At 40.9% G+C, this 19,479-nt stretch carries 18 protein-coding genes; 15 read left to right on the top strand and 3 right to left on the bottom strand.

Going from position 1 to position 19,479, the window contains the following annotated elements; genetic code table 11:
* Positions 1-137: rod shape-determining protein (locus B879_RS22205; RefSeq protein ID WP_193786167.1), on the bottom strand; the 137-nt coding region annotated here is incomplete at its 3' end.
* Positions 138-356: 219 nt separating this feature from the next.
* On the opposite strand from B879_RS22205, the gene rimP reads away from it, so the two are divergent.
* The 7 genes from rimP (at position 357) to B879_RS16455 (ending at position 8,648) form a co-directional block, all read left to right on the top strand.
* Positions 357-827, top strand: a complete 471-nt coding sequence (rimP, locus tag B879_RS16485; RefSeq protein WP_009186350.1) for a ribosome maturation factor RimP — start codon at positions 357-359, stop codon at positions 825-827.
* 5 nt (positions 828-832) lie between these two features.
* On the top strand, positions 833-2,077 hold the full coding sequence (nusA, locus tag B879_RS16480; RefSeq protein WP_009186349.1) for a transcription termination factor NusA: 1,245 nt from the start codon (positions 833-835) through the stop codon (positions 2,075-2,077).
* Positions 2,078-2,148: 71 nt separating this feature from the next.
* Positions 2,149-5,112 carry a translation initiation factor IF-2 gene (gene infB, locus B879_RS16475; protein WP_040400961.1) on the top strand — a complete coding sequence of 988 codons (2,964 nt, stop codon included), beginning with the start codon at positions 2,149-2,151 and terminating at the stop codon, positions 5,110-5,112.
* Positions 5,106-5,297, top strand: coding sequence for a hypothetical protein (locus tag B879_RS16470; protein ID WP_040400959.1), 192 nt, complete (start codon positions 5,106-5,108; stop codon positions 5,295-5,297). The genes infB and B879_RS16470 overlap by 7 nt, the downstream gene beginning before the upstream one ends.
* A 115-nt stretch (positions 5,298-5,412) precedes the next feature.
* The gene (locus tag B879_RS16465; protein WP_009186347.1) at positions 5,413-5,958 is read left to right on the top strand and encodes a hypothetical protein; all 546 of its coding nucleotides are present in this window, start codon (positions 5,413-5,415) and stop codon (positions 5,956-5,958) included.
* A 213-nt stretch (positions 5,959-6,171) separates the two neighbouring features.
* Positions 6,172-7,095, top strand: a complete 924-nt coding sequence (locus tag B879_RS16460; RefSeq protein WP_009186346.1) for a hypothetical protein — start codon at positions 6,172-6,174, stop codon at positions 7,093-7,095.
* Positions 7,096-7,106: 11 nt separating this feature from the next.
* On the top strand, positions 7,107-8,648 hold the full coding sequence (locus tag B879_RS16455) for a vanadium-dependent haloperoxidase (RefSeq protein WP_009186345.1): 1,542 nt from the start codon (positions 7,107-7,109) through the stop codon (positions 8,646-8,648).
* 66 nt (positions 8,649-8,714) lie between these two features.
* Here B879_RS16455 and B879_RS16450 read toward each other — a convergent pair whose 3' ends face one another.
* Positions 8,715-10,349, bottom strand: a complete 1,635-nt coding sequence (locus tag B879_RS16450; protein ID WP_009186344.1) for a carbon starvation CstA family protein — start codon at positions 10,347-10,349, stop codon at positions 8,715-8,717.
* Positions 10,350-10,551: 202 nt separating this feature from the next.
* Here B879_RS16450 and B879_RS16445 point away from each other — a divergent pair, with 202 nt between their 5' ends.
* The 8 genes from B879_RS16445 (at position 10,552) to B879_RS16410 (ending at position 18,519) form a co-directional block, all read left to right on the top strand.
* Positions 10,552-11,598: a mechanosensitive ion channel family protein gene (locus B879_RS16445; protein ID WP_009186343.1), complete on the top strand. Its 1,047-nt coding sequence runs from the start codon at positions 10,552-10,554 to the stop codon at positions 11,596-11,598.
* Between the two features lie 237 nt (positions 11,599-11,835).
* Positions 11,836-12,678: an acetyl-CoA carboxylase, carboxyltransferase subunit beta gene (accD, locus tag B879_RS16440; protein WP_009186342.1), complete on the top strand. Its 843-nt coding sequence runs from the start codon at positions 11,836-11,838 to the stop codon at positions 12,676-12,678.
* A gap of 138 nt (positions 12,679-12,816) precedes the next feature.
* Positions 12,817-14,115: an NADH:ubiquinone reductase (Na(+)-transporting) subunit F gene (gene nqrF / locus B879_RS16435; protein WP_009186341.1), complete on the top strand. Its 1,299-nt coding sequence runs from the start codon at positions 12,817-12,819 to the stop codon at positions 14,113-14,115.
* Positions 14,116-14,233: 118 nt separating this feature from the next.
* Complete coding sequence (locus B879_RS16430; RefSeq protein ID WP_009186340.1) at positions 14,234-15,385, top strand: formimidoylglutamase; 1,152 nt, start codon at positions 14,234-14,236, stop codon at positions 15,383-15,385.
* Positions 15,386-15,637, top strand: a complete 252-nt coding sequence (locus B879_RS16425; RefSeq protein ID WP_009186339.1) for a cytochrome b5 domain-containing protein — start codon at positions 15,386-15,388, stop codon at positions 15,635-15,637.
* The gene (locus B879_RS16420) at positions 15,618-16,460 is read left to right on the top strand and encodes a hypothetical protein (protein ID WP_009186338.1); all 843 of its coding nucleotides are present in this window, start codon (positions 15,618-15,620) and stop codon (positions 16,458-16,460) included. Before B879_RS16425 ends, B879_RS16420 begins: the two co-directional genes overlap by 20 nt.
* On the top strand, positions 16,457-17,269 hold the full coding sequence (gene murQ / locus B879_RS16415) for an N-acetylmuramic acid 6-phosphate etherase (protein ID WP_009186337.1): 813 nt from the start codon (positions 16,457-16,459) through the stop codon (positions 17,267-17,269). The genes B879_RS16420 and murQ overlap by 4 nt, the downstream gene beginning before the upstream one ends.
* A 116-nt stretch (positions 17,270-17,385) precedes the next feature.
* Complete coding sequence (locus B879_RS16410; protein WP_009186336.1) at positions 17,386-18,519, top strand: pseudouridine synthase; 1,134 nt, start codon at positions 17,386-17,388, stop codon at positions 18,517-18,519.
* A 35-nt stretch (positions 18,520-18,554) separates the two neighbouring features.
* On the opposite strand, the gene B879_RS16405 is transcribed toward B879_RS16410, so the two are convergent.
* Positions 18,555-19,139, bottom strand: a complete 585-nt coding sequence (locus B879_RS16405) for a hypothetical protein (protein WP_040400963.1) — start codon at positions 19,137-19,139, stop codon at positions 18,555-18,557.
* Positions 19,140-19,479 lie beyond the last annotated feature (340 nt).

The raw sequence follows: 19,479 nt of genomic DNA, 5'->3' as shown, positions 1-19,479 counted from the left end.
AGCACCCTATTGCTCGTCCTGTCGATGGCTATAATTGAAGGCTCGTCGACAACGATTTTATCTTTATGAATGATCAGCGTATTGGCTGTACCTAAGTCTATGGCTATATCACTTGAAAAAAAATCGAATAATCCCATTATATTATTTTCTTGGTTGATCTTGAAGCTTAGCTTTTAAATTTACTGCGAAATGCGTAAAACATTTAACGTGGGTGGGCAAAATTATTATCTAATTCTCAATTTATTACAACAATGTTGTTTTTTTTTGTAAATATAAATTTATTACCTTTGTAGCGTATTATCCAAGCTAAAGGAGGGGACATCGGTCCCCTCTTTCATTTAGCAGCATTGATCAAGATGAATTTAAAACAGGAAATAGAAATAATTGCCAATAAACACCTGCCGGATGAATCGCATTTCATTGTGGATGTGCATGTTTCTGATAAGTCCCCCAAGCCCCAGGTCAAAATATTAATTGATTCGGATAAGGGTCTTGACATTGACAGCTGTGCCAAAGTCAGCAGGGCAGTGGGCGAAGAAATTGAAGCCAAGGACCTGCTTCCAGGAGCTTATGTATTGGAGGTGTCCTCCCCTGGTGTGGATTTCCCCTTGTCTTCAAAAAGACAGTATAGCAAAAATTTGGGACGGAAATTGCGGGTAAACCTTGAGGAAGGCAAAGAGCTGGAGGGTGAACTTACCGAGGTGACTGATACCGGCATAGGGTTAAAGGTAAAAAAGAAAGAAAAAGGCAAGAAAGCCACTGAGGAAGTTATTTCCTTGCCTTTGGATCAAATAAAAAAATCAATTGTGTTAGTCTCTTTTAAATAAAAAAAATGGATGCTAAAGTTCTTATAGAATCATTTGCAGAGTTTGCAAGGTCTAAAAATGTGGATCGCCCAACGATGATCCGTATTCTGGAAGATGTATTTAGAGCGATGATTCGCAAGAAATATGAGACGGATGAAAATTTTGATGTGACCATCAATGCCGATAAGGGTGACTTGGAAATACTCCGAATCAGAGAAATTGTTGATGACAATTCAGAAGATATTTGGGATTTTGACAAGATCAGCCTTAGCGAGGCAAGACAGATAGAGCCTGATTTTGAAGTTGGAGAAGAAGTATATGAAAAAATCGAACTTGAGGAATTTGGCAGAAGGGCTGTAATGATGGCTAGACAGACTTTGATCCAAAAGATCAAGGATTTGGAAAAAGACCTGCTTTTCAACCAATATGAAGAATTGGTTGGTGAAATTGTTTCTGCTGAAGTGTATCAGATATTGGGTAGAGAAGTGCTTTTGATTGACGGGGAAGGCAATGAACTGATCCTTCCGAAGGGCGAGCAGATTCCCAAGGACAGATTTAGAAAAGGTGATACCGTCAGAGCCATTGTACATAAGGTAGAAATGGTCAATGGAAATCCTAGAATTATACTTTCAAGAACTTCCCCAATATTTCTGGAACGATTATTTGAAAATGAAGTACCTGAAGTTTTTGATGGTCTGATCACCATCAGAAAAATTGTAAGAGAGCCAGGTGAAAGGGCTAAAGTGGCTGTAGAATCTTACGATGACAGAATAGACCCTGTAGGTGCCTGTGTAGGCATGAAGGGCAGTAGGATCCATGCCATTGTAAGGGAGCTACAGAATGAAAATATCGATGTGATCAATTACACTGATAACCTAGAATTATATGTAGCCAGGGCCCTGAGTCCTGCCAAGGTAACTTCCATTACTTCGGATAAAGATAACAAACGACTATCGGTCTATTTGAAACCCGATCAGGTTTCCATGGCCATCGGTAAAGGTGGCTTTAATATCAGGTTGGCTTCCAGGTTGGTCGGTTATGAGATAGATGTCTTCCGTGAACTGAGTGATTATGAAGAGGAGGATGTGGATTTGGAAGAATTTGTAGATGAAATCGAGGGCTGGGTAATTGATGAACTGAAAAAAACAGGTTTGGATACCGCAAAAAGTGTTCTGACCCTTACCAAAGAAGACCTTTTAAGAAGGACAGAATTGGAGGAGGAGACTATCGATGAGGTATTTAAAATCCTGAGACAGGAATTTGAACAATAAAATAAAGGCCAAATAAGAGAAATAATTGGCCTATATTTGCCAAAATATATTTGAGAGAGTTTTTAGCGCGTATGTCAGAAGAAAAAACAATGAGATTGGGCCAGGTGGCAAGGAAACTCAACGTAGGTATTGCTACGATTGTGGAATCCCTTGCCAAGAAAGGCTTTGATGTAGAAAACAACCCCAACTCCAAAATCAACATGGATCAGTTTAACATGTTGGCCAAGGAGTTTAAATCCTCTGCTCTGGAAAAAGAGGAGGCTTCTCATCTGTCCATCGGTAAGCGTCACCATGAGACCTTTACCATAGAGGCAGAATCAGATGTAAAAGAGGAGAAAAAGCCAGAACCTACTCCTGAGGTCAAAGCACCTCAACCTCCAAAACCGCAGCCAAAACCAGAGCCTGTAGCGGAAGAAAAAATTGAAAAAGTGCCTGTAGAAGCGCCCAAGCTTCAAGGCATTAAGGTACTTGGTAAAATTGACCTCAGCAGCAAGAAGGAAGTTGAAAAGAAAGAGGAGCCAAAAGCTCCTGAAGCACCAAAAGCCAAAGAAAAAGTTAAGGAAGAAGCCAAACCAGCTCCTGCTCCAAAACCTAAAGAGACTACCCCTCAGGCTGTGAAGCCTCATACTGAAGACGACGCTAAAAAAGAAAAAATCTCTCAGCCAGAGGCTAAAAAAGAAACACCTGCCCCTAAACAGGTAGAAAAGCCAGCTCCTCCAAAACCTAAAGAGGAAAAAGCCGAACAAAGCACTGTAGAAACTCCCTCTGAATTGATTTCTGCTAAAGCAGATGCCCTAAAAGGACTTACCGTGTTGGGCAAAATTGAACTGCCTGCGGACCGATCAAAGAAAAAAGGTAAACCAGTGGCATCCTCCGATGAAAAAGGGAAGGAAAAGAAAAAAAGACCACGTAAAAGAATTGACAAACCGGGGGGCGGAGATAGACCTGTGGATGCAGGAAAAACGCCACAACAAGGTGGAAGACCCGGTCAACAAGGTGGTGGACCAAGAGACCGAAAAGGCAAAGGCAGAGGGCCTAACCAGAATGTGGGCAGGGTACAAAAAGCCGAACCAACACAGAAAGAAATACAGGATCAGATCAAGCAGACCCTTGCCAGACTTCAAGGTGGTGGAAAAGCCGGAAGCGGTAAAGCCAAAAGACGTGATAAGAAAGCAGAAAGGCAGAGAGAAGAAACGGAGGGACAGGAAGATTCAAGGGTACTAAAAGTAACCGAATTCATCTCTGCCAATGATTTGGCTTCCCTGATGGATGTGTCGGTAAACCAGGTTATTGCAACCTGTATGTCTTTGGGTATGTTTGTTTCCATCAACCAAAGGTTGGATGCTGAAGCCATTACCATCATCGCAGATGAATTCGATTATGAGGTGGAATTTACCAAGCCGGATGAAGAAGTTGAGGTAGCAGAAGTAGAAGATAATCCGGAAGATCTTGAATCAAGAGCGCCTATCGTAACCATCATGGGTCACGTTGACCATGGTAAAACCTCACTTTTGGATTATATCCGAAGGTCAAAAGTTACAGCCGATGAAGCGGGGGGTATTACCCAGCATATTGGTGCTTACGATGTAACCACAACAGGGGGTGACAAAATTGCCTTCCTTGATACACCTGGCCACGAAGCCTTTACCGCGATGCGGGCAAGAGGTGCTAAAATCACAGATGTTGCCATTATTGTGGTTGCAGCTGACGACGATATCATGCCGCAAACCAAAGAAGCCATTAACCATGCGCAGGTGGCAGGCGTACCGATGATCTTCGCGATCAACAAAATTGATAAGCCGAATGCTAATCCCAATAAGATCAAAGAACAATTGGCCAACATGAACCTTTTGGTAGAAGAATGGGGAGGTAAATATCAATCTCAGGACATTTCAGCCAAAATGGGTACAGGTGTTGATGAATTATTGGAGAAAGTTCTCCTCGAAGCAGAAGTTCTGGAACTCAAAGCCAATGCCAACAAAAATGCAGTAGGAACAGTAATTGAAGCTTCCTTGGACAAGGGACGTGGTTATGTGGCCACCATTATGGTTCAGGCAGGTACGCTTCGCGTTGGGGATGTCATGCTTGCCGGCCCACATTATGGAAGGGTAAAGGCCATGTTTGACCATAAAGGCAAAAAACTGAAGGAAGCTGGGCCATCCACACCGGTTCAGGTTCTTGGACTCAGTGGAGCACCACAAGCTGGTGATACCTTTAAAGTATACGAGACTGAAAGGGAAGCCAGAGAAATTGCCAACTCCAGAGAACAGATCCTACGTGAGCAGTCAATGCGTACCAAGAAGCACATTACGCTTGATGAAATCGGAAGACGACTTGCTATAGGTAGCTTTAAAGAGTTGAACCTGATCATCAAAGGTGATGTGGATGGTTCTGTGGAAGCACTTTCCGATTCCTTGTTGAAACTATCCAAAGATGAGGTGTCTGTAAACATCATCCATAAGGGTGTGGGACAAATTTCAGAATCCGATGTCTTATTGGCTTCTGCTTCAGATGCCATTATCTTAGGTTTTAACGTCAGGCCTTCTACCAATGCCAAGCGATTGGCTGAACAGGAAGAAATTGAAATCAGACATTACTCCATCATCTACGATGCGATCAATCAAATTAAAGATGCGATCGAGGGTATGCTAGAGCCGGAATTTGAAGAAGTTATAACCGGTAATATTCAGGTGAGAGAAATCTTCAAAATCTCCAAAGTAGGTACCGTAGCAGGTTCTTACGTAACAGATGGATACATCACGCGTAAAAATAAGATCAGAGTCATCAGAGATGGTATTGTAATACATGACGGTGAAATCGATCAATTGAAGCGATTCAAGGACGATGTGGCTGAAGTGAAAGCTGGCTATGAATGCGGTATCTCTATCAAGAAATTCAATGATATCCAGGTGGATGACACCATTGAAGGCTACATGATGCAGGAGATTAAAAAGAAAAATAAAAGTACAGAAAAGGAGCTTATTAGCTCCTTTTTTTATTTTTACCGATTCGTTTACACCCTACATCCATGTTAGAAGCAATCCAACTTTTTTGCCAGATTATGCTTTGGATCAGCATCGCCTGCTTACTTTCAGGCCTGTTTAAACCTGTATTAGTGCTTTGGTTTTTGGACAGGTTTAACCGCTTACGTGTGATCAAGGTCTATGGAGGGATGGCCTTATTTTGGTTGGGTCTGTTGTTGATACTAGATTTTTTTTAATAGTAGGGTTTAGAAAAAATTTATAATGTTAACCAAAGTACAAACACAATAAATTTAGGCTTTTGGAATTTTTATCAAAATATTGTTTAAATTTCTGTAAAATTGTTTTGGAATCTTGAGAAAAGTCAGTGCCATATTGCTCCTTTGCTCCTTTGCCTTGTACCATTTTGGTTACTATGTAGCCTACTTTTCATTTCATATCCAAATTGAAAAAAACTGGGTAGAAAAAATTTATGCCGAGCAAAAAGAGGGCTGGGAAGAAAGGATGCTGGAAATCCCCATGAGCATTCCCTACATGGCTGATGAAGAAGAATTCAGGACTACCAATACCCAATTTGAAAAAAATGGACAACATTACCGGGCCATTAAACAAAGATACACCAAGGATACACTTCAGATTATCTATGTTCCTGACACTGCTAAAAAGAACCTAGACACCACTATCAAACGCTGGATAAGTTCCTTGGTACAAGATGAGTTGCCTGATTCCGGCAACAATTCCATTCTGTCAAAAACATTTGTCAAAGACTATACACAACCAAAAAATGAAATCTGCTTTAACCATCCGGTGAACGAAGAAAAACAATTGATAGGGTTTATTTTTTTAGCTTTTGAGAATCAATTTACAGACATTACCACTCCCCCTCCTCAGGTAGCCTAAGCTGTCCTGTACTTACAATTCTAATACAATTTTGAATGGTACCTGCCATGAGTGAATGGCATCAATACCTGCTATCCCCTTGATTAAAGGAATATTTGCTTATTTCTTAATTAATGTATGGCAACAACCATTCATCTTTTGAATTGGATAAAAACACTTTAGTCTTTTCAGGGCAAGACTTGACTTCTTATTACTATCAAAACCTAAAAACCAATGAAAAAAATTTATTGGACAGTAGCCATGTTGACCATGGTATACATGTCCTACGTGCCCATTGCCAAAGGGCAATTACCTTTTGATGAAATCATGATGCCAAAAGGTGAAATATGTTTTGCCGGAATGTATGAACACAGTTCTTGGAGCCAATATTGGGAAGGCACTTACCTAAGAGAGAATGCCAACATCGGGACTTTTAACAGACAAATGTTCATGCCTATGCTGGCCATGGGACTGACCAAAAAAATCAACCTCATCACCAGTTTACCTTACATCAGTACCGAGGCATCGGGAGGTACACAGGTAGGCCAGTCCGGTCTTCAGGACTTAAGTATTTCCATGAAAGTGGATTGGCTTCAACATCGGGTAGGTTCCGGAAGGATTCTTTTCCTGACCAATACACACTTTAGCAGGCCTGTGGGCAACTACCTCTCAGACTATATGCCTTTTAGCATTGGGGTGGGTGCGCCTGAAATCGGACTGAGGGGAATTGGCGGATACAAAATGGATAATGGACTCGTATTCCGCATTGCTGCTGCGTATTTATGGCGGGGACAAACTGAAATCGAACGAAACTATTATTACCAGGATGGCAGTGTGTACTCCTCTTTCATGAATGTCCCAAGCGCTCTCAATATCCATGGTGCCATTGGGTATTGGGCATTTGAAAACAGGCTTAGGCTCGAGGCCACTTACATGAGTCTCAATTGTCTAACAGGTGATGATATCAGGGCTTATAACAGACCACAACCTACCAATAAAATGGAAGTCAGCCAAATTGGTGTATGGACTCAATATTATATCAAAGCTGACCAGGGCTTTGGGGCATTGGCCTATTTCAATCAAACCATCAGTGGTCGAAATATGGGCAAAGCCACCACTTTCGGACTCGGCATCACTTATCAGTTTAAAGTTAATTAACCGCAACTACCATGAAAAAATATACCAATTCTTCTTGGGGTCTTATCTTAGTCCTTTGGCTATTAAGTTCCTGCCTGGAAGACACCCCAAACTTCTATGAGTTTGAAGATTATACTTTCAATAATTTGGATGAAGATGGAGGCAGTTGGCAAACCATCTTGGTCAGTAACCTAGAAAATATCAACATTGCCACCCCTGAAGCCACTAATTCTGCCGCATATCAAGCGGAGTTGGCCTCCGTAAAGGAATCCATATCCAAAATGTCAGCGGCTGAACGACAAGCGGTTAGGTACTGGAGCAATAATCCGACAATCAGGTGGAACGAAATTGCTTTGGAAATGGCGGCTAAATACAACCTTATTCCTGGTCCAAATGCAGACGGCACCTACACTTTGCCCAATCCTGCCAATCCTTTGGGACCTCCGCCATTCCCATTTGCGCATCCCCCCTATACCAGTAGAATGTTGGCCTACTTGAGTGTGGCACAGTTTGATGCCTTGGTAGTAACCTGGCATTATAAATTCCAATACAATAGAGAAGCACCCTATCGGGTGGACAATGCTATCCAATCTGCTTACCCTCAAAACCAACTACCTGCTTATCCTTCCCATGGGGCGGCCATTGCCAAGGCTTCAAAAGAAATACTAACACTGATGTTTCCATTGGAAGCTGCTTTTTTGGAAGAAAAATACAAAGAGCATCTTAAAAGTCTGGTACATTCAGGCCAAAATGTCCCGAGCGATATTGAAGCAGGAATTTCCATTGCAGAGGAAATCGTTTCCTTGGCGAAACAACGGGCATCTACCGATGGAATGGCTCAGGCCCAAACATCCAAAGCTGTTTCTGATTCTATAGCCAATGCTGCTTATGAAAGATTCGGCTGGAAATGGGAAAATACAGAAACCCCTCAAAGACCTGTGGGGCTGACCCCGCTTTTTGGAAATGTAAGAATGTGGCATGTGCCCAATGTGGAGGAGGTTCGCTCACCTCCTCCCCCGGCAATTGGTTCGGCACAGTTCCAGTCAGATGCACAAGAATTACAAAGGTATGCCTCCAACATGACAGTGACACAACGAAGAATTGCCAATTGGTGGGAAGATGGTTTGAATTCCTATACCCCACCAGGTCATTGGAACAAGTTTGCGAAAATTTCCATTGTGAAAAATAAGCTGAATCCATTACGGGCTGCACGGGTTTTTGCCTACATGAATACCGCTATCATGGATGCGGGAGTTGCATGCTGGGATACCAAATACTATTACCATTATCCCAGACCAGTAGAAAGCATCCCAGGTTTCAAAACCATATTAGGCACCCCCAATTTTCCTGCCTATACCTCAGGACACAGCACCTTCTCTGCTTCGGCAGCTGAGGTCTTGTCTTACTTTTTCCCAGAAGATGCCAATCAATTTGAAGTTTGGGCAGAAGAAGCGGCCGTATCTCGGATTTATGGAGGTATCCATTACCGATTTGACGCAACAGAAGGAACGAAACAAGGGAAACTCGTAGGTACTTATGCGGTAAACAAGGCCAAAATGGATGGTGCTATGTAAAAAAACACATAGGGTATGTTGTTTTGTTAATTCTTCCCCGGCATAAGTTGTGCCGGGGATGTTTTGTCAGGTAATTTTCACAGGCTCCTCGACTTCTTTCTTTAGGCTTTTGGATGCCAAAACAATAAGAGAGATAGAAAGAACAAAGAGTAAACCTGCTATCACCGAAAGGACATATACCTCAGACTGAAAATTCTTCCATGCAAAAAGCCCCAAAGAGGTGAGCGTTACGGTGAACATAAAAAACATAGGGATGGTCACAAAGGTGGCGTTGATTTTCCTCCTTATCAGCCATACAGCAACTGCAAGCAAAGCTAAAGCTGCTAAAAGTTGGTTGGCCGAACCGAAGATCGGCCAAAGCGTAGTAAAACTGCCAGATGCCAAGAGTAAAACGGAAAAAACAACCACCGAAGCAGTGGATACATACCTGTTTTGGGAAATCTTAATCCCTACAGGACTTTTGACATCTTCAAAATATTCCTGCAATGAAAACCTCGCCAATCGGGTACAGGTATCTAGTGTCGTCAATGCAAAAGCTGAAACAGTAAGGGCTACAAATCCAATCGCAAAGGATTCAGGTATACCCATGGATGCAATCATGCTTCCCAAACCACTGGCAAAAAGTGGAACAGGACCTTCTTCCCCTAACCTTCCCAAATATTCTCCACGGCTGAGCACCACTACTGCCCCTACAGAGATGATGGCCAAAAAGGATTCTATCAGCATCCCGCCAAAACCCACCAATTTGGCATCACTTTCTCTGTCCAATTGCTTTGAGGTGGTGCCTGAAGCCACCAAGGAATGAAATCCACTAATCGCCCCACAGGCAATGGTAACGAATAAAACGGGAAATAAATACCCCAGATTATCTGCCGTAATGTGGATATTGTTGTCCATTTTGATTTCTGGATTGGCAATGAAAACACCAACTACCGCAGCAATGATCAAACCGTACAACAAAAAGCTGTTCAGGTAATCCCTTGGTTGCAACAACATGGAGACTGGGGTCACGGAAGCAATAAAAGCATATCCAAGCAATACATAAATCCATATCTGATAATCTAACACAAAGGGGAGTTGCATGCCCAGGTACACAAAATAATACATCAAAAACACCCCCAAAACAGATATGATAACGAAGGCTGTTTTACTGTTTCCAATAAATTTATTGATGATACCAAATGTAACGGCCAGTAAAATAAATAATATGGAAGCTGAAGCCACTCCCGGATTATTGACAAAGGTTTTTGCAATGATATCGGCAAATACACCTATAACCAAAATCAGTGTGGAAAAACTGAAAATAATAAAGAGTTGCTTCCCTTTTTTTCCGATATTCTTCTGAATAATCACCCCTATGGACTTTCCATCGTTTCTCAAAGAAACCACCATGCTTCCCAAATCATGCACAGCACCAAAAAAAATACCGCCAATTAAAATCCAAATTACTGCAGGAATCCAGCCGAAGGTAACCGCTATTATCGGTCCCACTATAGGTCCTGCTCCGGCAATGGATGCAAAATGGTGTCCCAAAACCACTATGGGCTTGCTGGGCACATAATCGATCCCATCATTCAATCTGTGAGAAGGAGTAATGTTATCATTGTTGATTCTAAATTTCTTAAAAACATATTTCCCATAAATAAAATAAGCACCTATGAGCACGGCTGCGGCGAAAAGAAAGAGAAAGATGAGTTGCATGTATGGGCTTTAAGTTTTAATTTGAAATTCAGTCTAATCTTTTTTCCTAATCAAAGGGAATTAGAAATATAATTAGAATTTTGTTTTTTATCGAAATAACGTTCAACATAAATCATTGAGGAATCTGGCTTCAAAACTTGTTTTGCCATTTATCAAGAGCATTTTCCTTCAATTGTCCAATGCTTACTTAAACCACTGACTCTTGTTAAACGAAACTACCATATTTATCTTATCGACGCTGGGACTATTGGTATTCAGCCATCTTTTACTTTTCCTGTTTTTTAAACCGCTCGCAAAGCTTTTATATAAACCGAAGATAGAGAAAGCTAAAAAAGCATTATCCAGACTTTCCAATTCCCTAAAATGGGGTTTGTTTTTTGCCACTTTCCCATTAATTGAACCGCTTTTCTCTCCAGAGGGTATGGAGCTTATCAGTACGCATAAATTCTTTATCATTCTTTCGATCATCAACCTCACTTGGATATTGTTTGAATTTACAAATGTGCTCAGGTATGCCTTTTTAGAGAATTACCCCTATGACAAAGAAGATAATCTGAAAGAAAGGAGATTGATTACCCAAGTAGCCTTTATCAGAAAAATAATTACTATCATTCTGGTGGTCATCGCAATTTCTGCCATTTTGATGAACTTTGAGGGGGCAAGGAAATTGGGGGCAGGACTATTGACTTCTGCCGGAATTTTGGGAATTATTGTAGGCTTTGCCGCTCAAAAATCCATTGCCAACTTACTGGCGGGTTTCCAGATTGCGTTCACTCAACCTATCCGGATAGATGATGTAGTAGTGGTTGAAAACGAATGGGGCAAAATAGAGGAAATCAACCTTACCTATGTGGTTGTCAGGATTTGGGATCAGCGCCGGCTGGTGCTTCCAATCAACTATTTTTTGGAAAAACCCTTTCAGAATTGGACCAGAACCACGGCTGACATCTGGGGCACGGTATTTTTATATGTAGATCACACCATTCCAGTGGGAGATTTGAAAAATAAGTTAAAAGAGTTGCTGGAAAGCACCACCCTTTGGGATGGAAAGGTACAGGTACTGCAAGTCACCGACATCAAAGAAAAAACCGTTGAACTGCGCTGTCTTATGAGTGCAAAAGACAGCCCTACTGCATTTGATTTAAGGTGCTTTATCCGAGAAAAAATGTTAGATTACATTCAACAAGAATATCCTGAATCCCTTCCTAAAACCAGGGTCTCTATGGAAAAATCGGAAAGCAAGAATTGATGAGAATGTAATGCCCGCCTTATGAAATACAAAGACTTAGGCAGCTTCCTCCATAGACTGATGATACGTTTTTTTATTTGTTGTACTTTTCACCAAAAGCTTGCGAGAACTTTTTGATTTTATTTGTAGAATACCCTTTAACAGACAGAATAGAAAAGGCCAGATTTTATTTAATCGATAATACCTTTAAATTTGTAGTCACTGAAATGAAAATTTCAGCACCTAAAAATATAATATATGGCTTGGTTTAAAAGGACTGATAAAGGAATAAAGACCTCTACAGAGGAAAAAAAAGATGCTCCCGACGGTTTATGGTATAAGACTCCTAATGGGAATATCATACATACCCGGGAACTGAAAAACAACTCTTATGTGTGTCCTGACGATGATTACCATGTAAAAATTGGATCAAAGGAATATTTTGAAATTCTTTTTGACAACAACAAATTTGAAGAGCTGGACATTAAAATGAAATCCGGAGATCCACTCAAATTTGTAGATTCCAAACCGTATACATCCAGAATAGAGCAGACCATAAAGAAAACGGAACTCAATGATGCGGTCCGTGCAGCCGTAGGTAAAGTAAATAATTTTGACCTGGTTATCGCCTGTATGGATTTCAATTTCATTGGAGGATCCATGGGGTCTGTAGTAGGAGAAAAAATTGCCCGGGCAATTGAGTACTCTCTCAAACATAAAATTCCTTTTTTGATGATATCAAAATCAGGTGGGGCTCGGATGATGGAAGCAGGTTTCAGTTTGATGCAGATGGCGAAAACTTCTGCAAAGTTAGCCCTTCTGGACAAAGCTGGAATCCCATACATCTCATTATTGACTGACCCTACTACCGGTGGTGTGACAGCTTCATACGCCATGTTAGGAGATTTTAACATCGCAGAGCCAGGCGCTTTAATTGGTTTTGCTGGCCCTAGGGTAATCCGTGAGACAATAGGCAAAGACCTACCCAAAGGATTTCAAAGTTCTGAATTTGTCCTTGAACACGGATTTTTGGATTTCATCATCGATAGAAGACAATTGAAAAATAGATTGACCACTCTTCTAAAATTACTCAACAATTAAATCAGATTTCCGTTATAAGTACAAACTTAATTGGCTAAAATAAACAGTGATTTTGGTCAATTTTATTGATTTATAAATATATTTGTGAGCCTAAAACGGGCTTTTAAATTTGAAAATTTAAAGTAAAATTCAATATAAATGGGTTCAGTAATTATTACTTCGATAGTAGCATTTACCATAATCATATTGCTACTGGTTTTTATTCTGTTGTTCGCCCAGTCCAAGTTGGTAGCTTCAGGTGACGTGAAAATCGTGATCAATGGTGAAAAGACCATTGTTACTTCTGCAGGTTCTACCTTGTTGAGTACCTTGGGTAACAACAAAATTTTCTTGCCTTCTGCCTGCGGTGGAGGCGGTACTTGTGCTATGTGCAAATGTGTTATTGAAGAAGGTGGCGGTGAAGTACTTCCTACAGAGGAAGGACATTTGACCAGAGCTGAAAAGCAAGGTAAAGTGAGACTTACTTGTCAAGTGAAGGTGAAGCAGGATATGGAAATTCGAATTCCGGAAGAAATCTTCGGAATTAAGAAATGGGAGTGTGAGGTAGTTTCCAACTACAACGTTTCTACTTTCATTAAAGAATTCAAAGTAAAATTGCCTGCGGGAGAAACATTGAATTTTGAACCAGGAGGGTATATTCAGATTGATGTTCCACCTATCACGGCAAACTTTAAGGATATGGAGATCACTCCTCACCCTGAACTGGGTCACCCTGCCGATGTATACAAAGCAGAGTGGGACAAATTCCAAATGTGGGATTTGGTCATGAAAAATGATGAGGAACTGTTTAGGGCATATTCTATGGCCAATCACCCAGCTGAAGGAGACATCATCATGTTGACCATCCGTATTGCCACACCACCATGGGATAGAGCCAATAATAAGTGGATGGACGTAAATCCTGGCGTATGTTCTTCCTACATCTTCACCAGGAAGGCAGGAGATAAGGTAATGATATCAGGACCTTATGGAGAATTCCACATCAACCCAACCCAAAGAGAAATGATCTATATAGGTGGGGGTGCTGGTATGGCCCCATTGAGATCACACATTTTCCACTTGTTCCATACAGAAAAGACAGATCGAAAAGTTTCTTATTGGTATGGTGGTAGATCTAAGAAAGAACTATTTTATGTTCCTCATTTCAGAGATATAGAAAAGGATTTTCCAAACTTTAAATTCCACATCGGTCTATCGGAACCACTTCCTGAGGACAATTGGAAGTTAAAAAGTAGTCTTGAGGATGAAGAAGGCGATGGATATATTGGTTTTATCCACCAAGTTTTATACGATAACTACCTGAAAAATCACCCTGAGCCGGATGAGGTAGAATACTACCTGTGCGGTCCTCCATTGATGAACGCTGCAGTGCTGAAACTTTTGGATGATATGGGAATTCCACAGGAAAACATAAGATTTGACGACTTCGGTGGTTAATGACGAAAAGTCCCGCAATGTGCGGGACTTTTTTTGTGCTCTTTTCATACGAAAAAACCTATTGCTTGTCGGTTCAACCAATTTTGTTTTATTTTTGAGTATCTCTTAAATTGAATGTATGAATCTCAAATCTTTCTTTGAACCCGTTCCTGAATTTTTGTGCCATCAAAAATACGCCCATAATAGTTTTTTCAACTACATCCATTATTACGGAGAGGAATTTCCAGATATAAAAGGGGTACAGATCGCCTTGATTGGTCTGAAGGAAAAAAGGGGAATGAAAAAGAATGACAGCATCGATAGGGCATCGATGGAAATCAGAGAAAAACTTTACCAACTCAAAAAAGGCCAAGGGTTATATAAGATAGTTGACCTGGGCGATCTCAAATTGGGGGAAAGCCGTGAAACCTCCATCGAGTATATGAAAACCGTGGGGGAATTTCTCATGCGCAAACAAATCCTTCCTGTATTTTTTGGTGGTACGCATGACATGGATTTTGGCCAATACCTGTCCTACGAAGGTTTGAAAAAGCTGGTCTCCATGGTGACATTAGATGCCAAATTGGACATGGAAGATGAAGGTGAAGCCTATGAAATTCATGCCCAGGACATCATTCTACATCAACCTAACTTTCTTTTCAACTATAGCCATCTGGCATATCAGAGTTTTTTGGTAGACCATGACCTCATCAATGTTTTGGAAAAACTTCATTTCGAACATGTACGTTTAGGCAACTTAAGAAGTAATTTTAAGGAGGCAGAACCAATCATCAGAAATGCAGATTTACTGAGTTTTGACGTTTCAGCCATCAATGCCTCAGATGCCCCAGGTGCTGCTGATGCCCAGCCTTTCGGGCTTTCAGGAGAGGAAGCCTGCCAGGTTTGTAGATTTGCGGGCATGAATGAAAAGCTATCCTCGATCGGTATATATGGATACCAACCCTATTTTGATGACAGCCGAAACAAAACGGCTAGTATTATAGCCACCATGATCTGGTATTTCATAGAGGGTTTTTATGACAGAAAAGACAGCTTATCCTTTAAAGGAAGCGATTATATTAAATATACCGTATCTTTGGATGCCAAACCTTCTATTTTAGTCTTTTACAAAAGTAAAAGAAGTGACAAGTGGTGGATGGAAATCCCCCAGCATGAAAGTGGAAAGTACGACCGGACCAGTATCATCCCTTGCAGTTACCAGGATTATCAGATGGCCCAGTCCGGTGAAATACCTGAAAGATGGATCAATGCGCAGCTTAAAATGATGTAGATGAAATCCTACACCAAGCAGCAACTTGCCCTTCGCAACGGGCAGGATAAGCCCGAGATTTGGGTAGCTTATCAAGGAATAATTTATGATCTCACCCATTCCAGACTTTGGAAAAACGGAAAGCATTATGAACATTGGGCAGGACAGGACCTTACCGAAGAACTCTTCGACGCCCCACATACCGCTAATGTATTCTTAAAGTTTGAGGCAGTGGGCAAACTTATAAACCAAGATGATTTTAATAGCCGATAGTGGTTCCAGCAAAACGGACTGGCGGGTAATCGATACAAAAGGAGAAATCGCACAATACCGAGGTACGGGTTTCAACCCAAACTACCAGACTGCAGCTGAGATGATGATTGATCTGCAGGATAATTTTCTGTTGGAATTACGGGATAAAGTCGATACAGTATATTATTACGGAGCAGGTTGCGTCTCTGCCAAAAACCGCGCTCAGGTGGAGGAAGCCTTGAGAAGCCTTTACAGGCATGCTGAAATCAATGTAGACCATGACCTGATGGCAGCGGCAAGGGCCACTTGTGGCCATGAACCCGGTATTGCCTGTATTTTAGGGACAGGATCAAATAGCTGTGATTACGACGGGGAGTTTATCATAGACAAACGACCTGCTCCAGGTTATATTTTGGGAGATGAAGGAGGAGGGGCTTATATCGGAAGAAAATTTCTCTCGGATTTTATCCATGAAGAGATGCCAAAAAAAATCCGGGAAAAAGTATTGGATAAATTCAGCTTGAGCAATGAAGAGATCATAGCACAAGTGTACCAAAAGCCATTCCCTGGCAGGTACATGGCAAGTTTTTGCAGATTCATTACTGAGAACAAAAGTGAACCCTATTGCTACATGCTGTATTACAATGCTTTTCAGGATTTTTTTAAGAAGCATGTCATGAAATATGAAGGATACAAAAAGAAAAAAGTGAACTTCGTAGGCTCAATCGCATTCTACAACAGTGACATCCTGCGAAATGCTGCTTACGATGTCGATATACAAGTCAATTTGGTCATTGAAAGCCCTATTGCAGGGCTCACCCTCTATCATCAGGAATTGTTATGAACACTACAACAGAAAGTAGCTCTTTATATGATAACCTCGAACAAATGGATATCCCTTCCTTGTTGGAAAATATCAACAGAGAGGATCAAAAAGTAGCTTTGGCAGTTGGCGAACAACTCAATGAAATTGCTGCCTTGGTGGAGCAGATTGTGCCCCGCATGGACAAAGGAGGTCGGCTGTTCTACATTGGTGCAGGAACAAGCGGAAGATTGGGAATCTTGGATGCCTCAGAATGCCCGCCTACCTACGGCGTCCCCTTCGATTGGGTAGTTGGCTTAATTGCCGGAGGAGACCTGGCCATTCGGAAAGCCGTCGAAAATGCTGAAGATGATCCGGAACAGGCCTGGAAAGACATTCAGGAATTTGGGTTCAATCCCAATGATACGGTCATTGGAATTGCAGCCTCAGGAACCACCCCCTATGTAATCGGTGGAGTGAAATCCGCCCGCGAAGCTGGCCTATTAACCGGTTGTATTACCTGTAACTTAAATTCCCCTCTAGCAGCAGCTGTTGAACATCCAATACAAGTGGTGGTTGGTCCGGAATTTGTTACCGGAAGTACGAGAATGAAAGCCGGAACAGCCCAAAAACTGGTGCTCAATATGATTTCCACCACTACCATGATCAAACTAGGAAGGGTGAAAGGCAATAAAATGGTGGACATGCAACTTTCCAACCAAAAACTGGTCAAAAGGGGTACTAAAATGATCATGGAGACTACTGGCTTAGACGAAGTGAAAGCAAAAGATATGTTGCTCCAATATGGTTCTGTCAGGGCAGCCGTTGAAGCATATTATAATAAACAATAACAGAGGATAAAGAGAATTACAAGTTTCTTTGTCTATCTTTGCAGGCCTTATTGCGCTATTCTTTTAAATAGCTGAAAATAAGGCAAAAACAAATCCAGCAGAGATGCTGCATACCTATGAAAAAAGACAATAACAGAAGACCCGGGCAAAGACCTGAGGGTAACGAAGATCGGAAAAGATCCACAAGAAAATCTGAACCAAAAAAAGATTTTTTCAACAAAGAAGAAGGTAAAAGACCTACATCCAAAAAAAGTTTCGAAGAAAGGGGAAAGTGGGGAAAACCTGGTGCTAGAAAAAGCCAATCAGATAACAGGCAAAGTTTCAAGCCTGATGATAAAAGCGAAGGAGAATACAAAAAAGTATACAAAGGCAGAGGAAAAGATGAAAAGCCCATTCATGAATGGGTGCCTGCTGACAAAGTTTCCAAGAAAAAAACTTACGATAAAAAATTCAAAAAGCCTTTCACAAAAGCTCCAGCTGCAGAAAGACCAGAATATAACTTTGATAAGTTAAAACAAAATCATAGAAAAAAAGACGCCTCCGATGATATAAGGCTTAACAAATACATCGCTAACTCAGGAATTTGTTCCAGAAGAGAAGCAGATGCGCTGATCCAAAAGGGTGATGTGAAAGTTAATGGTGAAGTCATAAAAGAAATGGGCTATAAAGTAAAGCCTGGAGATAAAGTCCATTATAAAGGTAAACTCATTAATCCAGAGAAGCCGGTTTATCTTCTCCTGAACAAGCCAAAAGACTTCATCACAACTACCGATGATCCTATGGAAAGAAAAACCGTCATGAACCTTGTAGCCAATGCCTGTGAGGAACGTGTATTTCCCGTTGGACGTCTTGATAGGAATACCACCGGACTCCTATTGTTTACCAATGATGGAGAATTAGCCGCCAAACTGTCCCACCCTTCCAATAATATCAAAAAGATTTATCAGGTAACTTTGGATAAACCCATCACACAAAGTGATGAAAAAGCCATTTTAGAAGGCTTGGAATTGGAAGATGGAAGGGCAGAGGTGGACGACATGCAAGTGCTTTCCAAAGACAGGACCATTTTAGGACTTGAAATCCACTTAGGTAGAAACCGGATTGTAAGAAGGATTTTTGCCCACCTAGGCTATGAGGTCGTGGCATTAGACCGCGTCATGTATGCAGGTCTTGATAAAAAAGACATCCCAAGAGGGAATTATAGATTCCTTACCGAAAAAGAAGTGATCAAGCTCAAATTCTTTCTATAAAAAAAGCCGCTTAAAGCGGCTTTTTTTATCTGTTCTTATCTAACATTCACCCACTGGGAAAATCCAGCATCATTGGTCACCAAAAAGCTTACTCTCGCCATTGGGCTTACTCCAGCAAATCTATATTTTCTTTCTAAGCCAGTTACATCTGCCACTTTTTCTTCATGGATCAACAACCCATTTTCAAAAACCTGGACATTAAAATCAGATGGTAAAAGGGAATTTACCAGCAGCCTGAAAGCATTTGACCCGGTTTTGTCTACCTTGGCAAAGGCTACAGGATCATTAACTTCTTGGCTGGAATAATTTACCGTCAAGCGGTCAATTTGAACTTGATTCTCAAACACTTCTATGGTGTAGGTTCCCGGCTCCAAATTGGAGAAGTCATAATATTTGGCAAAAGCGTTACTTTTAGATAGGGTATGTCTTTTGACAAGTTTATTGTTCTCGTCCAAAATTCTTACCATAACACGACCTTCTGGCTCGGCTTTGTAACGGAACAATGCCTTACTTTGATCGACCATTTTTACGGATACAGCCACTTCATTTGGCCTGTCATTCTCAGCGGAAGCAGCAAATGCCACTCCCAGGATCAGGATAAAGGATAATAAAATTTTCATAGTAATAATAATTAGTTGGTTTTCAGTTATTTCCACGAAGTGTTTTGAAAAATGTTTTGATCCAACTTTGTACAATCCCACTTTACAGGCCAAGCGACTGGCTTTGAAGTCAATTTTTTGCAGCCCGGCCCTTAAGTGATAAGGCAAATTTAAATTTTACACATTATGCTATAAACTGAATTTTTCAACTGCATTAAAAATGATTTGTAAAAATTTTTTTCAAAAAAATTAATTTAATCCTAATTCCTTCCTCCTTTAATTTTACAAGAAATTCCCGTCAAGCATTTTTAGTATTAAATTTCTTTAGTAAAGTCATAAATAAAACTAAACAATAAAAAAA

The sequence above is a fragment of the Cecembia lonarensis LW9 genome (assembly GCF_000298295.1).
Lineage (GTDB): Bacteria > Bacteroidota > Bacteroidia > Cytophagales > Cyclobacteriaceae > Cecembia > Cecembia lonarensis.
This window is presented reverse-complemented; position numbering and strand designations above follow the sequence as displayed.